Source organism: Serratia sp. LS-1, assembly GCF_003719595.1.
Classification (GTDB): Bacteria; Pseudomonadota; Gammaproteobacteria; order Enterobacterales; family Enterobacteriaceae; genus Serratia; species Serratia ureilytica.
On record NZ_CP033504.1, the window covers coordinates 4,048,317 to 4,062,499 of the forward strand.

Annotated in this window: 16 protein-coding genes, 1 tRNA gene and 1 rRNA gene; 6 read left to right on the forward strand and 12 right to left on the reverse strand. The window is 55.5% G+C overall.

Features of this window, described 5'->3' with window-relative positions; translation table 11 throughout:
* Nucleotides 1-166: 166 nt before the first annotated feature.
* Nucleotides 167-242: transfer RNA gene (locus EDY99_RS19190), tRNA-Glu, on the reverse strand.
* A gap of 88 nt (nucleotides 243-330) precedes the next feature.
* Nucleotides 331-1,872: ribosomal RNA gene (locus tag EDY99_RS19195) — 16S ribosomal RNA — on the reverse strand.
* 507 nt (nucleotides 1,873-2,379) lie between these two features.
* Here EDY99_RS19195 and EDY99_RS19200 point away from each other — a divergent pair.
* Nucleotides 2,380-2,922: a gamma carbonic anhydrase family protein gene (locus tag EDY99_RS19200; RefSeq protein WP_033645236.1), complete on the forward strand. Its 543-nt coding sequence runs from the start codon at nucleotides 2,380-2,382 to the stop codon at nucleotides 2,920-2,922.
* 42 nt (nucleotides 2,923-2,964) lie between these two features.
* Here the strand turns inward: EDY99_RS19200 and aroE are convergent, their stop codons facing one another.
* The 5 genes from aroE to dprA are packed head-to-tail and all read right to left on the reverse strand — an operon-like array spanning nucleotide 2,965 to nucleotide 6,509.
* The gene (gene aroE, locus EDY99_RS19205) at nucleotides 2,965-3,783 is read right to left on the reverse strand and encodes a shikimate dehydrogenase (protein WP_123062189.1); all 819 of its coding nucleotides are present in this window, start codon (nucleotides 3,781-3,783) and stop codon (nucleotides 2,965-2,967) included.
* Nucleotides 3,784-3,794: 11 nt separating this feature from the next.
* Nucleotides 3,795-4,364: an L-threonylcarbamoyladenylate synthase type 1 TsaC gene (gene tsaC, locus EDY99_RS19210; RefSeq protein WP_033645237.1), complete on the reverse strand. Its 570-nt coding sequence runs from the start codon at nucleotides 4,362-4,364 to the stop codon at nucleotides 3,795-3,797.
* Nucleotides 4,365-4,371: 7 nt separating this feature from the next.
* Nucleotides 4,372-4,917 carry a type I DNA topoisomerase gene (locus tag EDY99_RS19215; protein ID WP_123062003.1) on the reverse strand — a complete coding sequence of 182 codons (546 nt, stop codon included), beginning with the start codon at nucleotides 4,915-4,917 and terminating at the stop codon, nucleotides 4,372-4,374.
* Between the two features lie 25 nt (nucleotides 4,918-4,942).
* Nucleotides 4,943-5,416, reverse strand: coding sequence for a DUF494 family protein Smg (smg, locus tag EDY99_RS19220; RefSeq protein ID WP_025160381.1), 474 nt, complete (start codon nucleotides 5,414-5,416; stop codon nucleotides 4,943-4,945).
* Nucleotides 5,388-6,509, reverse strand: coding sequence for a DNA-protecting protein DprA (gene dprA / locus EDY99_RS19225; RefSeq protein ID WP_060660184.1), 1,122 nt, complete (start codon nucleotides 6,507-6,509; stop codon nucleotides 5,388-5,390). The genes smg and dprA overlap by 29 nt, the downstream gene beginning before the upstream one ends.
* A 133-nt stretch (nucleotides 6,510-6,642) precedes the next feature.
* Between dprA and def the strand changes: the two genes are divergently transcribed.
* The 5 genes from def (at nucleotide 6,643) to mscL (ending at nucleotide 11,460) form a co-directional block, all read left to right on the forward strand.
* Entirely contained in the window at nucleotides 6,643-7,152 is a 510-nt protein-coding gene (def, locus tag EDY99_RS19230; RefSeq protein ID WP_015379260.1) for a peptide deformylase, read from the forward strand.
* 17 nt (nucleotides 7,153-7,169) lie between these two features.
* Nucleotides 7,170-8,114 carry a methionyl-tRNA formyltransferase gene (gene fmt / locus EDY99_RS19235; RefSeq protein ID WP_033645239.1) on the forward strand — a complete coding sequence of 315 codons (945 nt, stop codon included), beginning with the start codon at nucleotides 7,170-7,172 and terminating at the stop codon, nucleotides 8,112-8,114.
* 72 nt (nucleotides 8,115-8,186) lie between these two features.
* On the forward strand, nucleotides 8,187-9,476 hold the full coding sequence (rsmB, locus tag EDY99_RS19240; protein ID WP_033645240.1) for a 16S rRNA (cytosine(967)-C(5))-methyltransferase RsmB: 1,290 nt from the start codon (nucleotides 8,187-8,189) through the stop codon (nucleotides 9,474-9,476).
* Nucleotides 9,477-9,529: 53 nt separating this feature from the next.
* Entirely contained in the window at nucleotides 9,530-10,906 is a 1,377-nt protein-coding gene (gene trkA / locus EDY99_RS19245) for a Trk system potassium transporter TrkA (protein WP_004929716.1), read from the forward strand.
* 137 nt (nucleotides 10,907-11,043) lie between these two features.
* The gene (mscL, locus tag EDY99_RS19250) at nucleotides 11,044-11,460 is read left to right on the forward strand and encodes a large-conductance mechanosensitive channel protein MscL (protein ID WP_033645241.1); all 417 of its coding nucleotides are present in this window, start codon (nucleotides 11,044-11,046) and stop codon (nucleotides 11,458-11,460) included.
* A gap of 58 nt (nucleotides 11,461-11,518) precedes the next feature.
* Here the strand turns inward: mscL and EDY99_RS19255 are convergent, their stop codons facing one another.
* From EDY99_RS19255 to rpoA, 5 genes are all read right to left on the reverse strand, one after another.
* The gene (locus tag EDY99_RS19255) at nucleotides 11,519-11,725 is read right to left on the reverse strand and encodes an alternative ribosome-rescue factor A (protein ID WP_004929720.1); all 207 of its coding nucleotides are present in this window, start codon (nucleotides 11,723-11,725) and stop codon (nucleotides 11,519-11,521) included.
* 74 nt (nucleotides 11,726-11,799) lie between these two features.
* A complete protein-coding gene (zntR, locus tag EDY99_RS19260; protein WP_016930321.1) occupies nucleotides 11,800-12,231 on the reverse strand; it encodes a Zn(2+)-responsive transcriptional regulator in 432 nt (143 codons plus the stop codon).
* Nucleotides 12,231-12,605: a DUF1992 domain-containing protein gene (locus EDY99_RS19265; protein ID WP_046687911.1), complete on the reverse strand. Its 375-nt coding sequence runs from the start codon at nucleotides 12,603-12,605 to the stop codon at nucleotides 12,231-12,233. The genes zntR and EDY99_RS19265 overlap by 1 nt, the downstream gene beginning before the upstream one ends.
* A 148-nt stretch (nucleotides 12,606-12,753) precedes the next feature.
* Nucleotides 12,754-13,143: a 50S ribosomal protein L17 gene (rplQ, locus tag EDY99_RS19270; RefSeq protein ID WP_004929726.1), complete on the reverse strand. Its 390-nt coding sequence runs from the start codon at nucleotides 13,141-13,143 to the stop codon at nucleotides 12,754-12,756.
* A gap of 40 nt (nucleotides 13,144-13,183) precedes the next feature.
* Nucleotides 13,184-14,173 (reverse strand): DNA-directed RNA polymerase subunit alpha, encoded by a 990-nt coding sequence (gene rpoA, locus EDY99_RS19275; RefSeq protein ID WP_002919219.1) that lies wholly within the window; start codon nucleotides 14,171-14,173, stop codon nucleotides 13,184-13,186.
* Between the last annotated feature and the right edge of the window lie 10 nt (nucleotides 14,174-14,183).

Consider the following 14,183-nt stretch of genomic DNA (forward strand, 5'->3'; position numbering starts at 1 on the left):
CCAATACATCTACGGAGGGATAAATTTCAGCCGTCATGTTTCAATTTTCAGCTTGTTCCAGATTGTTAAAGAGCAATATCTTAAACATGACTCGGAAGTCATCTTTAAGATATGGTGTATCGTCAGATACTTGAGACCGCCGCTTTCACCGGGTGGGTCGGAAGCTTGGCGTCCCCTAGGGGATTCGAACCCCTGTTACCGCCGTGAAAGGGCGGTGTCCTAGGCCTCTAGACGAAGGGGACACGACACCGTACTTTTATGACGCTTTTGCTCGTTACTTTTTCATCAGACAATCTGTGTGAGCACGCCACTCGAACTAATATCTTTAGGTAAGGAGGTGATCCAACCGCAGGTTCCCCTACGGTTACCTTGTTACGACTTCACCCCAGTCATGAATCACAAAGTGGTAAGCGCCCTCCCGAAGGTTAAGCTACCTACTTCTTTTGCAACCCACTCCCATGGTGTGACGGGCGGTGTGTACAAGGCCCGGGAACGTATTCACCGTAGCATTCTGATCTACGATTACTAGCGATTCCGACTTCATGGAGTCGAGTTGCAGACTCCAATCCGGACTACGACGTACTTTATGAGGTCCGCTTGCTCTCGCGAGGTCGCTTCTCTTTGTATACGCCATTGTAGCACGTGTGTAGCCCTACTCGTAAGGGCCATGATGACTTGACGTCATCCCCACCTTCCTCCAGTTTATCACTGGCAGTCTCCTTTGAGTTCCCGGCCGAACCGCTGGCAACAAAGGATAAGGGTTGCGCTCGTTGCGGGACTTAACCCAACATTTCACAACACGAGCTGACGACAGCCATGCAGCACCTGTCTCAGAGTTCCCGAAGGCACCAATCCATCTCTGGAAAGTTCTCTGGATGTCAAGAGTAGGTAAGGTTCTTCGCGTTGCATCGAATTAAACCACATGCTCCACCGCTTGTGCGGGCCCCCGTCAATTCATTTGAGTTTTAACCTTGCGGCCGTACTCCCCAGGCGGTCGATTTAACGCGTTAGCTCCGGAAGCCACGCCTCAAGGGCACAACCTCCAAATCGACATCGTTTACAGCGTGGACTACCAGGGTATCTAATCCTGTTTGCTCCCCACGCTTTCGCACCTGAGCGTCAGTCTTCGTCCAGGGGGCCGCCTTCGCCACCGGTATTCCTCCAGATCTCTACGCATTTCACCGCTACACCTGGAATTCTACCCCCCTCTACGAGACTCTAGCTTGCCAGTTTCAAATGCAGTTCCCAGGTTGAGCCCGGGGATTTCACATCTGACTTAACAAACCGCCTGCGTGCGCTTTACGCCCAGTAATTCCGATTAACGCTTGCACCCTCCGTATTACCGCGGCTGCTGGCACGGAGTTAGCCGGTGCTTCTTCTGCGAGTAACGTCAATTGATGAGCGTATTAAGCTCACCACCTTCCTCCTCGCTGAAAGTGCTTTACAACCCGAAGGCCTTCTTCACACACGCGGCATGGCTGCATCAGGCTTGCGCCCATTGTGCAATATTCCCCACTGCTGCCTCCCGTAGGAGTCTGGACCGTGTCTCAGTTCCAGTGTGGCTGGTCATCCTCTCAGACCAGCTAGGGATCGTCGCCTAGGTGAGCCATTACCCCACCTACTAGCTAATCCCATCTGGGCACATCTGATGGCAAGAGGCCCGAAGGTCCCCCTCTTTGGTCTTGCGACGTTATGCGGTATTAGCTACCGTTTCCAGTAGTTATCCCCCTCCATCAGGCAGTTTCCCAGACATTACTCACCCGTCCGCCGCTCGTCACCCAGGGAGCAAGCTCCCCTGTGCTACCGCTCGACTTGCATGTGTTAAGCCTGCCGCCAGCGTTCAATCTGAGCCATGATCAAACTCTTCAATTAAAAGCTTGATTTGCTTCCACTCGAGAAGCGATGCTCAAAGATTTACTGCATGAATTTTACTTCAGTTAGTCACTCTTCAAGACTTGATATTTTTTTGCATCCGAAGATGCTGGATATCGTCTTGTGGAGTGCCCACACAGATTGTCTGATAAATTGTTAAAGAGCAGTGAGTTAGGCGCTTTCGCTTGCTAACTCGAGGTGGCGTATATTACGCTTTCCTCTTTCAGAGTCAACCCTAATTTTCAGGATTTTTTCTCTTTCTTCCCGGCCGCTGTGTGAAGTGAATCACTTGCGCCGTGTCGATGGAGGCGCATTATAGGGATCCGAGTTTTTTGCACAACCCCTTTTTTGATCTTTTCTTTCTGTTTGCACACTTTTCAGCCCTTCCGAGTGGATCTTGTGCGATCAGGGCCATTTTCCGCAGGATCCGGCGCTGCGATTGGTTGTAATTCCATCGTCAGAGTCTAGTATTGCCGGTAAATATGATCCCGACGTGAGGCAAGCACCATGTCCGATGCAGTACGTTCTTATCTTCAATACACCCCCAAACTCGGTCAACGCGTCTTGATCGATCCTTCCAGCGTGGTGATCGGCGACGTCGATCTGGCGGATGACGTCAGCATCTGGCCGCTGGTCGCCATTCGGGGCGACGTCAATGCGGTAAAGATCGGCGCGCGCAGCAATATACAGGACGGCAGCGTACTGCATGTGACTCACCGCTCCGAACATAACCCCGACGGTTATCCCCTGTTGATTGGAGAAGACGTGACCGTAGGCCATAAAGCGATGCTGCACGGCTGCGCCATCGGCAACCGGGTGCTGGTCGGTATGGGATCGATCCTGCTGGACGGTGTAGTAGTAGAAGACGACGTGATGATTGGTGCCGGCAGTTTAGTGCCGCCGGGCAAACGCCTGGTCAGCGGCTATCTCTATATGGGCAGCCCGGCACGCCAGGTTAGGCCGTTGACCGCCGCCGAGTTGGAAGGATTGCTTTATTCTTCGAACAACTATGTACGCTGGAAAGATGAGTACCTGTCGGAAGACATCTGACGGGAACCCCGTTCTCTATAAATAAAGAGAACGGGGCAGGATTTATGCCGCCAGTTCGCTGCGCAACTGGCGCAATACCGGCTCAATCTCTGGCATCACTCCATGCCAAAGCAGGAAAGCATGCGCCGCCTGCCCCACCAGCATGCCCAGCCCATCGGCATATTCCGTTGCCCCCTGCTGCTGCGCCCAGGCCAGGAATGGCGTAGCGCCCTGCTGATAGAACATGTCATAGCAACGAGTGTGTGCATTAACTACGCCCGCCGGCAACGCCGGGATCTCTCCGCTGATGCCGGACGCCGTCGCATTGATCACCAGTTCGAACGCTTGCTGATCCAATTGATCCATCGGCGCCGCCGAGATCTCCCCCAGATGCCGAAAAGCGTCTGCCAACGCCAGGGCTCGGCTGAAGGTGCGGTTGGTGATCGTTAGCCGACAGCCGAAAGACAGCAGCGGCAGGATCACGCCGCGCGCTGCGCCGCCGGCGCCCATCAGCAGGATGCGATCCTGCGGCCGGATCAATTGCTGACGCTGTAGATCGGTCAGCAACCCGATGCCGTCGGTGTTATCCCCCAACAGCTCGCCATTCGGCAATACCTTCAGGGTGTTGACCGCACCGGCCATCGCTGCGCGCTCGCTCAGCTCAGAAGCGGCCGAATAAGCACGCTCCTTGAAGGGCACCGTGACGTTCGCCCCCAGCCCTCCGGCGCGGATAAACGCCTGCAGGCTGGTTTCAAAACCGTCTAACGGCGCCAACACCGTCCCATAAGGATGCTCAATGCCGGTCTGGGCAGCAAACAGCGCATGAATTCGCGGCGACTTGCTGTGGCCGATAGGGTTGCCAAATACCGCAAACTTCTCCATGCCCATTACCTCTAGCCCTGACGGATCTGTTCGCCGGTCAGAACGTCTCTGATTTCGGAAGGATTAAGACGGCCACCCACCTTGCCGCGCAATACCGGGAAAGCTTCGCCGAACTGCCGCGTAACCTCATCCGCACTGCGGCATGGCTCCAGCCCACTGAGATTGGCGCTGGTCGACACCAGCGGCTTGCCATACTGCCGGCACAGCTGCTGCACCAACGGATGATCGCTGACGCGCACCGCCAGCGAGCTGAAGCGTCCGGTCAGCAAACGCGGCGTCTCCGGCCGAGCGGGCAAAACCCAGGTTACCGGCCCAGGCCAGCTGGCAAACATCGTCGTGCGCTGCTGTTCGCTGAGCGCACTGTCGTCGATATAAGGTTTAAGCTGTGCATAGTCGGCGGCGATCAAAATCAGCCCCTTTTCCCACGGCCGCTGTTTCAGCGCCAGCAATGCATTGACCGCCTGCTCGCTGTCGGGATCGCAACCCAGGCCGAATACGGCTTCGGTGGGATACGCAATCACCTGCTGTTGATGCAAAGCATCGATGATAGATAAAAGGTTCGGGCTTAATTCTGAGTTCATGATGTGATTATTCTGTAGTCGCGACGGGTTTTCCGCACAGCTTGCTGGCACAGCACAGGACGGGGCCTTTTGCCGTGCGCTTTTCCATCAGCAGCGGATAATGGCAATAGGCGCACTCACCGGCGACAGGTCTAACATTGAGGGCAAACTGGCATTCCGGGTAACGATCGCAGGAATGAAAAACTTTGCCGTAACGCGACTTGCGCTGCAGCAGTTTGCCTTGGCCGCACTGCGGACAGGTAATGGCGGTTTCGTCAGGCTTATCGATCACTTCAGTGTGATCGCACTGCGGATAATCGCTGCAGCCGATAAACATGCCATAGCGCCCCTGGCGCAGCACCAACGTCGCCTGACATTTCGGGCACTGTTGCCCATCCAAGACCTTAACGATATGTCCATCGGCCTGCGCTTTCAGCGGCCGAATATATTGGCATTCAGGGTACTGGGAACAGCCGAGGAAGGGGCCGTGGCGACCGCTACGGATCACCAGTTCGGCCCCGCATTCCGGACAGGGTTCATTTTGCCTGGCGGCAAAAATCGCGTTTTTTGTCATAACGTCTTCTATGCGCGTTATCGGCTCAATGCAGATAACCTTCGTTCACTTCAAACAACAGTTCTTCCATTTGCTGATAGGCGCTTTCATATCCGGGGATATTAAACAGCACCATCAACACGACCCATTTCAGATCTTCGAGATCGAATTCCGCATTATCCAAAGCCATAACGCGGTCGATAACCATTTCACGGGTTTCGAGGTTCAATACCTGAATCTGTTCCAGGAACAGGAGAAAACCACGGCAGCCGGCGTCCAGACGTGCACCTTCTTCTTCGGTGTAGATCCGCATTGCCAGCGGATCGGCATCCATAAAGTAAGGGGCATTTTGACCCTCTTGCAGGTCAGCCAACTTCTCAAGCCAATTCAACGCGTTGTAGATATCATCCCGATGAAACCCCGCCTGAGCGAGATCATCGGTCAGTTGATCCTGATCGACGCGCATCTCTGGTTCATTGTGGATATAAGTTTCAAACAAGTACATGAGTACGTCGAACATGGCTTGCCCTCCTTATTCGGACATAGCCGCCGGGTACAGCTGCGATCCACCCTGCTAACTCCAGCTCAAGTAACTTGATTACCACCACTGGCACAGGTTGGCCGGCACGTTCAGCGACGACGTCAACAGGTGTCACCTCATCTCCTACGTTAGCCAACACATCGCCAAATGGCAATTCAACTTCAGCCTGCGACGCACAAATAGTTGTATTTTCGTTCAGTGACAGCCATTGAAGGCCGCTTCCCAGCAATTCGGCGATATCTTTCGGCCCGGTGACCAGATGCGCGCCCTGCTGGATTAACCAATGCGTCCCCTCACTCATCGGGTTTCCTAATGGCCCAGGCAAGGCGAACACCTCACGCCCCTGCTCCAACGCGTAGCGAGCCGTCACCAGGGTACCGCTGCGCAGCGAAGCTTCTATGACCAGAACCCCCAGGCTGAGACCGCTGATAATGCGGTTACGGCGTGGGAAATGGTCGGCCAGAGGCAAATCGGTGACTAAATGATCTGAAATCACGGCGCCGCCCTGCTCGACTATCTGCTCCGCGAGCCGGCGGTGCCGGCGCGGATAGATATTGCCCAGCCCGCTGCCCAACACCGCAATCGTGCAGCCATTAGCCGCCAGCGCCGCACGATGGCAAATGCCGTCGATGCCGATCGCCAAACCACTGGTGATGGTGAAACCGCAACGCGCCAACTCCTCGGCGAAATGGTTCGCCCAACGCTCGCCGTAATGGCTGAACTGCCGGCTGCCGACCATAGCGAGCTGAGGTTGCAACAGCACCCGAGGATCGCCCTTGATCAGCAGAAACAGCGGCGCGTCGTCGATCTGAGCCAGGTTTTCAGGATAGCCGGGCGCCCCATAGTTCAGCATACGGTGCGCCGGCTCCTCCAGCCAACGCAGGGTGGCCGCCAGATAGACGGGATCCACTCGGTTGAACTGTGCCTGCTGCCGTTCGTTCAATCCCAGCTCATGCAACACGCGGCGAGGCTCGCCACTCATTTGCGATAACTGTCGCACGAGCCGACTGGCCACGACGGTCTGTAGCCCCGTGACTCCCCGCATCCGTAAAGCGATCTCTTCCGGCCGCATCGTCTGTTCCCTCAGCAAAAACGGTGGTATTGCCAATCTGAGCAATTGGTGCGCAATGCTGTCAATCAGGTCGGGAAATGTCTAGAATAGAGGTTAAACCTCGTTCATTACTCGGATACAGATCTAAAGATATATGTCAGTCTTGCAGGTATTACATTTCCCAGACGAGCGTCTGCGCAAAGTCGCAGCGCCGGTAAAAGAAGTCAATGCAGATATCCAGCGCATCGTGGATGATATGTTTGAAACCATGTACGCAGAGGAAGGCATTGGCCTGGCTGCGACTCAGGTGGATATCCATCAGCGCATTATCGTGATCGACGTCTCCGAGAATCGCGATCAGCGCCTGGTGCTGATCAACCCGGAGCTGCTGGAAAAAAGCGGCGAAACCGGCATCGAGGAAGGCTGTCTTTCCATTCCCGAGCAGCGTGCGCTGGTGCCGCGCGCCGCGCAGGTGAAGATCCGCGCGCTGGATCGCGAAGGCAAACCTTTCGAGCTGGAAGCGGACGATCTGCTGGCGATCTGCATCCAGCACGAGATGGATCACCTGATGGGTAAACTGTTCGTCGATTACCTGTCGCCGCTCAAGCGTCAGCGCATTCGTCAGAAACTGGAAAAAATGGCCAAGCTTCAAGCCCGCGCCTAACCGATCAGGAAATCAACGTGTCTGACTCTTTACGGATTATTTTCGCCGGAACACCAGACTTCGCAGCGCGTCATCTTGACGCGCTGTTGTCATCTGAGCACCAGATTGTCGGCGTATTCACTCAACCCGACCGTCCGGCAGGCCGCGGCAACAAGCTAACGCCCAGCCCGGTCAAAATGCTGGCCGAACAACACCAATTGCCGGTATTTCAGCCTAAATCGCTGCGCCCTGAAGAGAACCAGCGTCTGGTGGCGGATCTCAACGCCGACGTGATGGTGGTGGTTGCCTACGGGTTGATTCTGCCGCAAGCGGTGCTGGATATGCCGCGTCTTGGCTGCATCAACGTACATGGTTCGCTGCTGCCCCGCTGGCGCGGCGCGGCGCCGATCCAGCGTTCGCTCTGGGCCGGTGACAGCGAAACCGGCGTGACCATCATGCAGATGGATGTCGGTCTCGATACCGGTGACATGATGCACAAAATCGCCTGCCCGATTGAGAGCAGCGATACCAGCGCCAGCCTCTACGACAAGCTGGCGCAGCTCGGCCCGCAGGGCATGCTGACGACGCTGCGCCAAATGGCCGACGGCAGCGCCACCCGCGAAGTGCAGGACGAGTCGCAGGTCACCTACGCCGAGAAGCTGAGCAAAGAAGAAGCTCGCCTGGATTGGACACTGTCCGCCGCACAGCTGGAGCGTTGCATCCGCGCCTTCAACCCTTGGCCGATAAGCTACTTCACCATCGATGAGCAACCGGTGAAAGTGTGGCAGGCCAGCGTAATGGCGGAAAGCGCCAACGCGGAGCCGGGCACCGTTGTCCATGCCGACAAGCACGGCATTCAGGTGGCGACCGCCGACGGTATCCTCAATCTGATCCAATTGCAGCCCGCCGGCAAGAAACCGATGTCGGCGCAAGACCTGTTAAATTCACGTCGTGAATGGTTTACCCCGGGTAACCGGCTGTAAGTCACCCCACTGCCCGGCCGTTCATCGCCGGGCCGTTATTTTCTTAATGCCGATCGTTATCAGCTTCAGCCTATGAAAAATAATTACAATCTCCGCAGCATCGCTGCCAAAGCCATCGGCCAGGTGCTGGATCAAGGGCAGTCACTGAGTACTGTTCTGCCGGCGCTGCAAACCTCCATCAGCGATAAAGACCGCGGGTTGCTGCAGGAACTGTGCTTCGGCACGTTACGCGTACTGCCGCAGCTCGAATGGTGCATTCAGCAATTAATGGCCAAACCGCTGACCGGCAAGCAACGTACACTTCACTATTTGCTGATGGTCGGCTTGTATCAGCTGCTGTATACCCGTATCCCGGCGCACGCCGTACTCGCAGAAACCGTGGAAGGTGCGGTGGCGCTGAAACGCCCACAGTTGAAAGGTTTGATTAACGGCGTCTTGCGGCAATTCCAGCGCCAGCAGGAAGAACTTCTGCAGCGCGCCGCCAACAATGACAGCCGCTACCTGCACCCGAGCTGGTTGCTGAAACGCATCCAACAGGCTTATCCCGCCAACTGGCAACAGATCGTCGACGCCAATAACCAGAAGCCGCCGATGTGGCTGCGCGTCAACCGCCTGCATCACACCCGTGAGGCTTACCTGCAGCTGCTGACCGACGCCGGCATCGCCGCGGAGCCTCATGCAGACTATGCCGACGCCGTGCGGTTGCTGGCACCTTGCGCCGTGACCGATCTGCCAGGGTTCGCCGACGGCTGGGTCACCGTGCAAGATGCCTCAGCCCAAGGCTGTGTTGATCTGTTGGATCCACAAGACGGTGAACAGATCCTCGATTTGTGCGCCGCGCCCGGCGGCAAAACCACGCATATTCTGGAAGCGGCGCCGAAAGCACAGGTTATGGCCGTCGATATCGACGAACAGCGTCTGGCGCGGGTGAAAGAAAACCTGCAGCGTCTGCGTTTGCACGCAGAGGTTAAACTGGGCGATGGCCGCACACCGCAGCAATGGTGCGGTGACAAGCAGTTCGACCGTATTCTGCTGGACGCGCCTTGTTCGGCCACCGGCGTGATCCGCCGTCATCCCGACATCAAATGGCTGCGCCGCGATCGCGACATCGCCGAACTCGCCGCCCTGCAGGCCGATATCCTGGAGGCCGTCTGGCCGCATCTGAAATCAGGCGGCGTGATGGTTTACGCAACCTGCTCTATTCTGCCGGATGAAAACAGTAGTCAGATCGCCGCGTTCTTGCAGCGCCATGCCGATGCCAAGCTGGTTGAAACCGGCGATGCGCAGCGGCCGGGACGGCAGAATATCCCGCATCCCGAGGACGGCGATGGCTTCTTTTACGCTAAGCTGATTAAAATGTAATTCTTCAGGGTGCCCACGCGCCCTAAGTCTTTCAGTGTGAAGCAGAGAACACGATGAAAATAATTATTCTTGGTGCCGGGCAGGTTGGCGGGACGCTGGCGGAAAACCTGGTAGGTGAAAACAACGATATCACCGTCGTCGATACCGACTCCGGCCGGTTGCGTCAGCTGCAGGATAAATTCGATCTGCGAGTGGTTCAGGGACATGGTTCTCACCCCCGGGTGCTGCGCGAAGCTGGCGCAGAAGATGCCGACATGCTGGTCGCCGTCACCAACTCCGACGAAACCAACATGATCGCCTGCCAGATCGCCTATTCTCTGTTTAATACCCCCAACCGTATCGCCCGTATCCGCGCGCCGGAATATATCCGCGAGTCGGAGAAACTGTTCCTGCCTGAAGCGGTGCCGATCGACCATCTGATTTCGCCGGAGCAGCTGGTCATCGACTATATCTACAAGCTGATTGAATACCCCGGCGCGCTGCAGGTGGTCAACTTCGCCGAAGGCAAGGTCAGCATCGCCGCGGTTAAAGCCTATTACGGCGGCCCGCTGGTCGGCAATGCGCTCTCTTCGATGCGCGAACACATGCCGCATATCGACACCCGCGTCGCCGCTATTTTCCGCCAGGATCGGCCGATCCGGCCGCAAGGCTCGACCATTATCGAAGCCGGTGATGAAGTGTTCTTCGTCGCCGCCTCACAGCACATCCGCGCGGTGATGAGCGAACTGCAACGGCTGGAAAAACCTTATAAGCGCATCATGATCGTCGGCGGCGGCAACGTCGGCGCCGGCCTGGCCGCCAAGCTGGAAAAAGACTACAACGTCAAACTGATCGAGCGGAATCAGCAACGTGCCGCCGAACTCGCCGAGCAACTGCACGATACCATCGTGTTCTACGGTGATGCCTCCGATCAGGAACTGCTGGCCGAAGAGCACGTCGAGCAGGTGGATGTCTTCATCGCTATCACCAACGACGATGAGGCCAACATCATGTCCGCCATGCTGGCTAAGCGCATGGGCGCCAAGAAGGTAATGGTATTGATCCAGCGCCGCGCCTATGTCGATCTGGTACAGGGCAGCGTGATCGATATCGCCATTTCACCACAACAGGCGACCATCTCCGCCCTGTTGGGGCATGTGCGCAAAGCGGATATCGTCAGCGTTTCGTCGCTGCGCCGCGGCGTGGCGGAAGCGATCGAAGCGATTGCCCACGGGGATGAAAGCACGTCCAAAGTGGTCGGCCGCATCGTCGAAGACATCAAGCTGCCGCCGGGTACCACCATCGGCGCGATCGTGCGTGGCGACGACGTGATCATTGCCAACGGCAACAGCAAAATCGAACAGGGCGATCACGTCATCATGTTTATTACCGACAAGAAATTCGTGCCGGACGTTGAACGCCTGTTCCAACCGAGCCCATTCTTCTTGTAGAACGAATTTATTTGGCTATGGTCTATAATCGCGTGGTTGTTCTCTGCCTTGGGAGGAGATAAAACTTCTCTCCTTTTGTGGCAAAGGGAAATTGCTTTGTTAAACTTGAGTTATTAATTCTGCAAGGGGTGCGTTCTATGAGTATGTTGAAAGAGTTTCGCGAATTTGCCATGCGTGGCAACGTGGTCGATCTGGCCGTCGGTGTGATTATCGGTGCCGCATTCGGCAAGATCGTTTCGTCCTTCGTGGCTGATATCATCATGCCACCGCTGGGCTTACTGATCGGCGGCGTCGACTTTAAACAGTTCCATCTGGTATTACGTGAAGCTCAGGGCGCCGTACCGGCGGTGGTAATGAACTACGGTTCATTCATCCAAACCGTATTTGACTTCGTGATTGTCGCCTTCGCCATCTTCCTGGCGATTAAATTGATGAACAAAATGCGACGCAAACAAGAAGAAGCTCCGGCAGCGCCGCCAGAACCTACTGCAGAAGAGAAACTGCTGACGGAAATCCGTGATTTGCTGAGCCATCAACAGCAGCCAAAACTGTAAGACAGCGTTTGGTTATGCCAATAAAAAGCCACCGGATGAAGGTGGCTTTTTTAATGCCTTAAAACCAGAAGGCCAGTGGTAAATTATCGTTTGATAGTTTGCCACTGGCCTCCCAGTTACCGCCTTTGTTGTGTTTTTCTTTACGCCGATAGCTGCCTTTGCCTTTCACATTCTTTTCTACCCGCTGACGGAATAGCGGGTCATGCAGCAGCGCCTCAATGGCGTTATCTTGAATCTGGCCTTTGGTGTGACGATATTTCGTCATGATAATGCTCCTGTAAAATATGAGGGATAAAACGGGGCGATAATACTGCCGGCGATATAAAAATTAAAGTGCCGTCAGCAACCTTTTTTGCCTTTGTCATCGCTGGCGCCCTGTTCCAAAGCTTCCAGGATCGAACAGTAGTTGCTGGTATGGGCGGTACCGCAGCAGGCGTCGCTCAGCCGTTTCAACGATTCACGCATCCGGGTCAGCTCCGCCAACTTGCTTTCCACTTCGCTCAGGCGCGCATCAACGATAGACTTCGATTCCTGGCAGGTGTGATGTTCCGGATCGACCCGGATCGACAGCAGCTCGGCGATCGTTTCCAGAGTAAAGCCCAACTGCTTGGCATAGCGGATAAAACGCAGCCGCTGCAGATCCTGCTCGGTGTACAGCCGATAACCGCCTTCAGTACGGACATTGTGATCCATCATGCCCTGCTTTTCATAGTAACGCACGGTATCCGGCGTCACTTCGGCAAGCTTGGCCAACTGACCTATCTTGAACATTACTTCTCCTCTCGGGTGAGTTTACCGTCCAGCGCACGCTGATATTCGCCATGCAAGAAGTCCGTGCTCATTCCAGCGTGACGCAACCGATGTTCCAGCAGCGCCATGCGCTTGCTGAGATCGACATAGTCCGGATGCTCACTGTTGATCCCTTGCAGTAAGTGAGCAACGGTTAATGCCTCTTTGCGATCTTCCAGCGCCGGCGGCAGATATCCGGCATTTTTCAGCAGGCGGTAACCGGCGCGTAGCTCAGCAGGCACCGCGCTGTCATCGTCCAGCACGAGCGGTTGTCCCTGGCCGGGCAGATTGTCGAACTCGCCTTTATTCTGGGCATCAAGGATATGACGTTCCGCCCATTGGTCGAGCAACCCCATAACAGACAGCCTCAGTGAACTTATTGAATGAGTCTAAGCATAACGGATAGGAGCGGGGATCTTAAGCTCGCCGGGGGAATTGAGCACATTTGGCTGGATTTGGACGTAAAAAAACCGGGCAAGCCCGGTTTTTTTACGCGTCTACAGATTACTCTGCAGTTGCTACTTCTGCTTGAGACTCAGCACGATCAACCAGCTCGATGTATGCCATCGGCGCGTTGTCGCCTGCGCGGAAGCCACACTTCAGAATGCGAGTGTAACCACCGGCACGGCTCGCGAAACGCGGGCCCAGCTCGTTAAACAGTTTTGCCACGATCTCGTTATCACGAGTACGGGCGAATGCCAGACGACGATTAGCTACGCTGTCGGTCTTGGCAAGAGTAATCAGCGGCTCAACAACGCGACGCAGCTCTTTTGCTTTTGGCAGGGTCGTCTTGATGATCTCATGACGAACCAAAGAGCCGGCCATGTTACGGAACATAGCCTGGCGATGGCTGCTGTTACGGTTCAGTTGACGACCACTCTTACGATGGCGCATGACCTTATCCTTCTCAGTAAAACCTTAACCTGTGATCCGGTTACTCGTCAGCAATGCTTGCCGGCGGCCAGTTTTCCAGGCGCATGCCCAGAGACAGACCACGTGAGGCCAGCACGTCTTTAATCTCGGTAAGAGATTTTTTACCCAGGTTTGGCGTTTTCAGCAACTCAACCTCGGTACGCTGTACCAGATCACCGATGTAGTGGATAGCTTCTGCCTTGAGGCAGTTAGCAGAGCGGACAGTCAATTCCAGATCGTCAACAGGGCGCAGCAAGATCGGATCGAATTCCGGTTTCTCTTCTTTAACTTCCGGCTGACGTACATCACGCAGGTCAACGAAAGCTTCAAGTTGTTCAGCCAGAATGGTGGCCGCACGGCGGATCGCCTCTTCAGGATCGATCGTGCCATTGGTCTCCATCTCGATGACCAGCTTATCCAAGTCAGTACGCTGTTCTACACGCGCAGCTTCAACATTGTAGGCGATACGCTCTACAGGGCTGTAGCAGGCGTCAACCAACAGACGACCGATTGGGCGCTCATCTTCTTCCGAATGAATTCGGGCAGAAGCCGGCACATAACCGCGACCGCGCTGAACTTTGATACGCATGCTGATAGCCGCGTTCTCATCAGTCAGGTGGCAGATCACGTGCTGAGGCTTGACGATTTCGACATCACCATCATGGGTGATGTCGGCAGCGGTCACAGGGCCAATGCCAGATTTATTCAGGGTAAGAATAACTTCGTCTTTGCCTTGAACTCTCACCGCCAGCCCTTTCAGGTTGAGCAGGATCTCCAGGATATCTTCCTGTACGCCTTCTTTGGTGCTGTACTCATGCAGTACACCATCAATCTCAACCTCGGTCACCGCGCAACCCGGCATAGATGAAAGCAGAATACGGCGCAGTGCGTTGCCAAGAGTATGGCCAAAGCCACGCTCTAAAGGCTCAAGGGTCACCTTGGCGTGCGTCGAACTGACTTGCTCGATATCTACCAGGCGCGGTTTTAGAAACTCTGTCACAGAACCCTGCATTGTGTCCTCT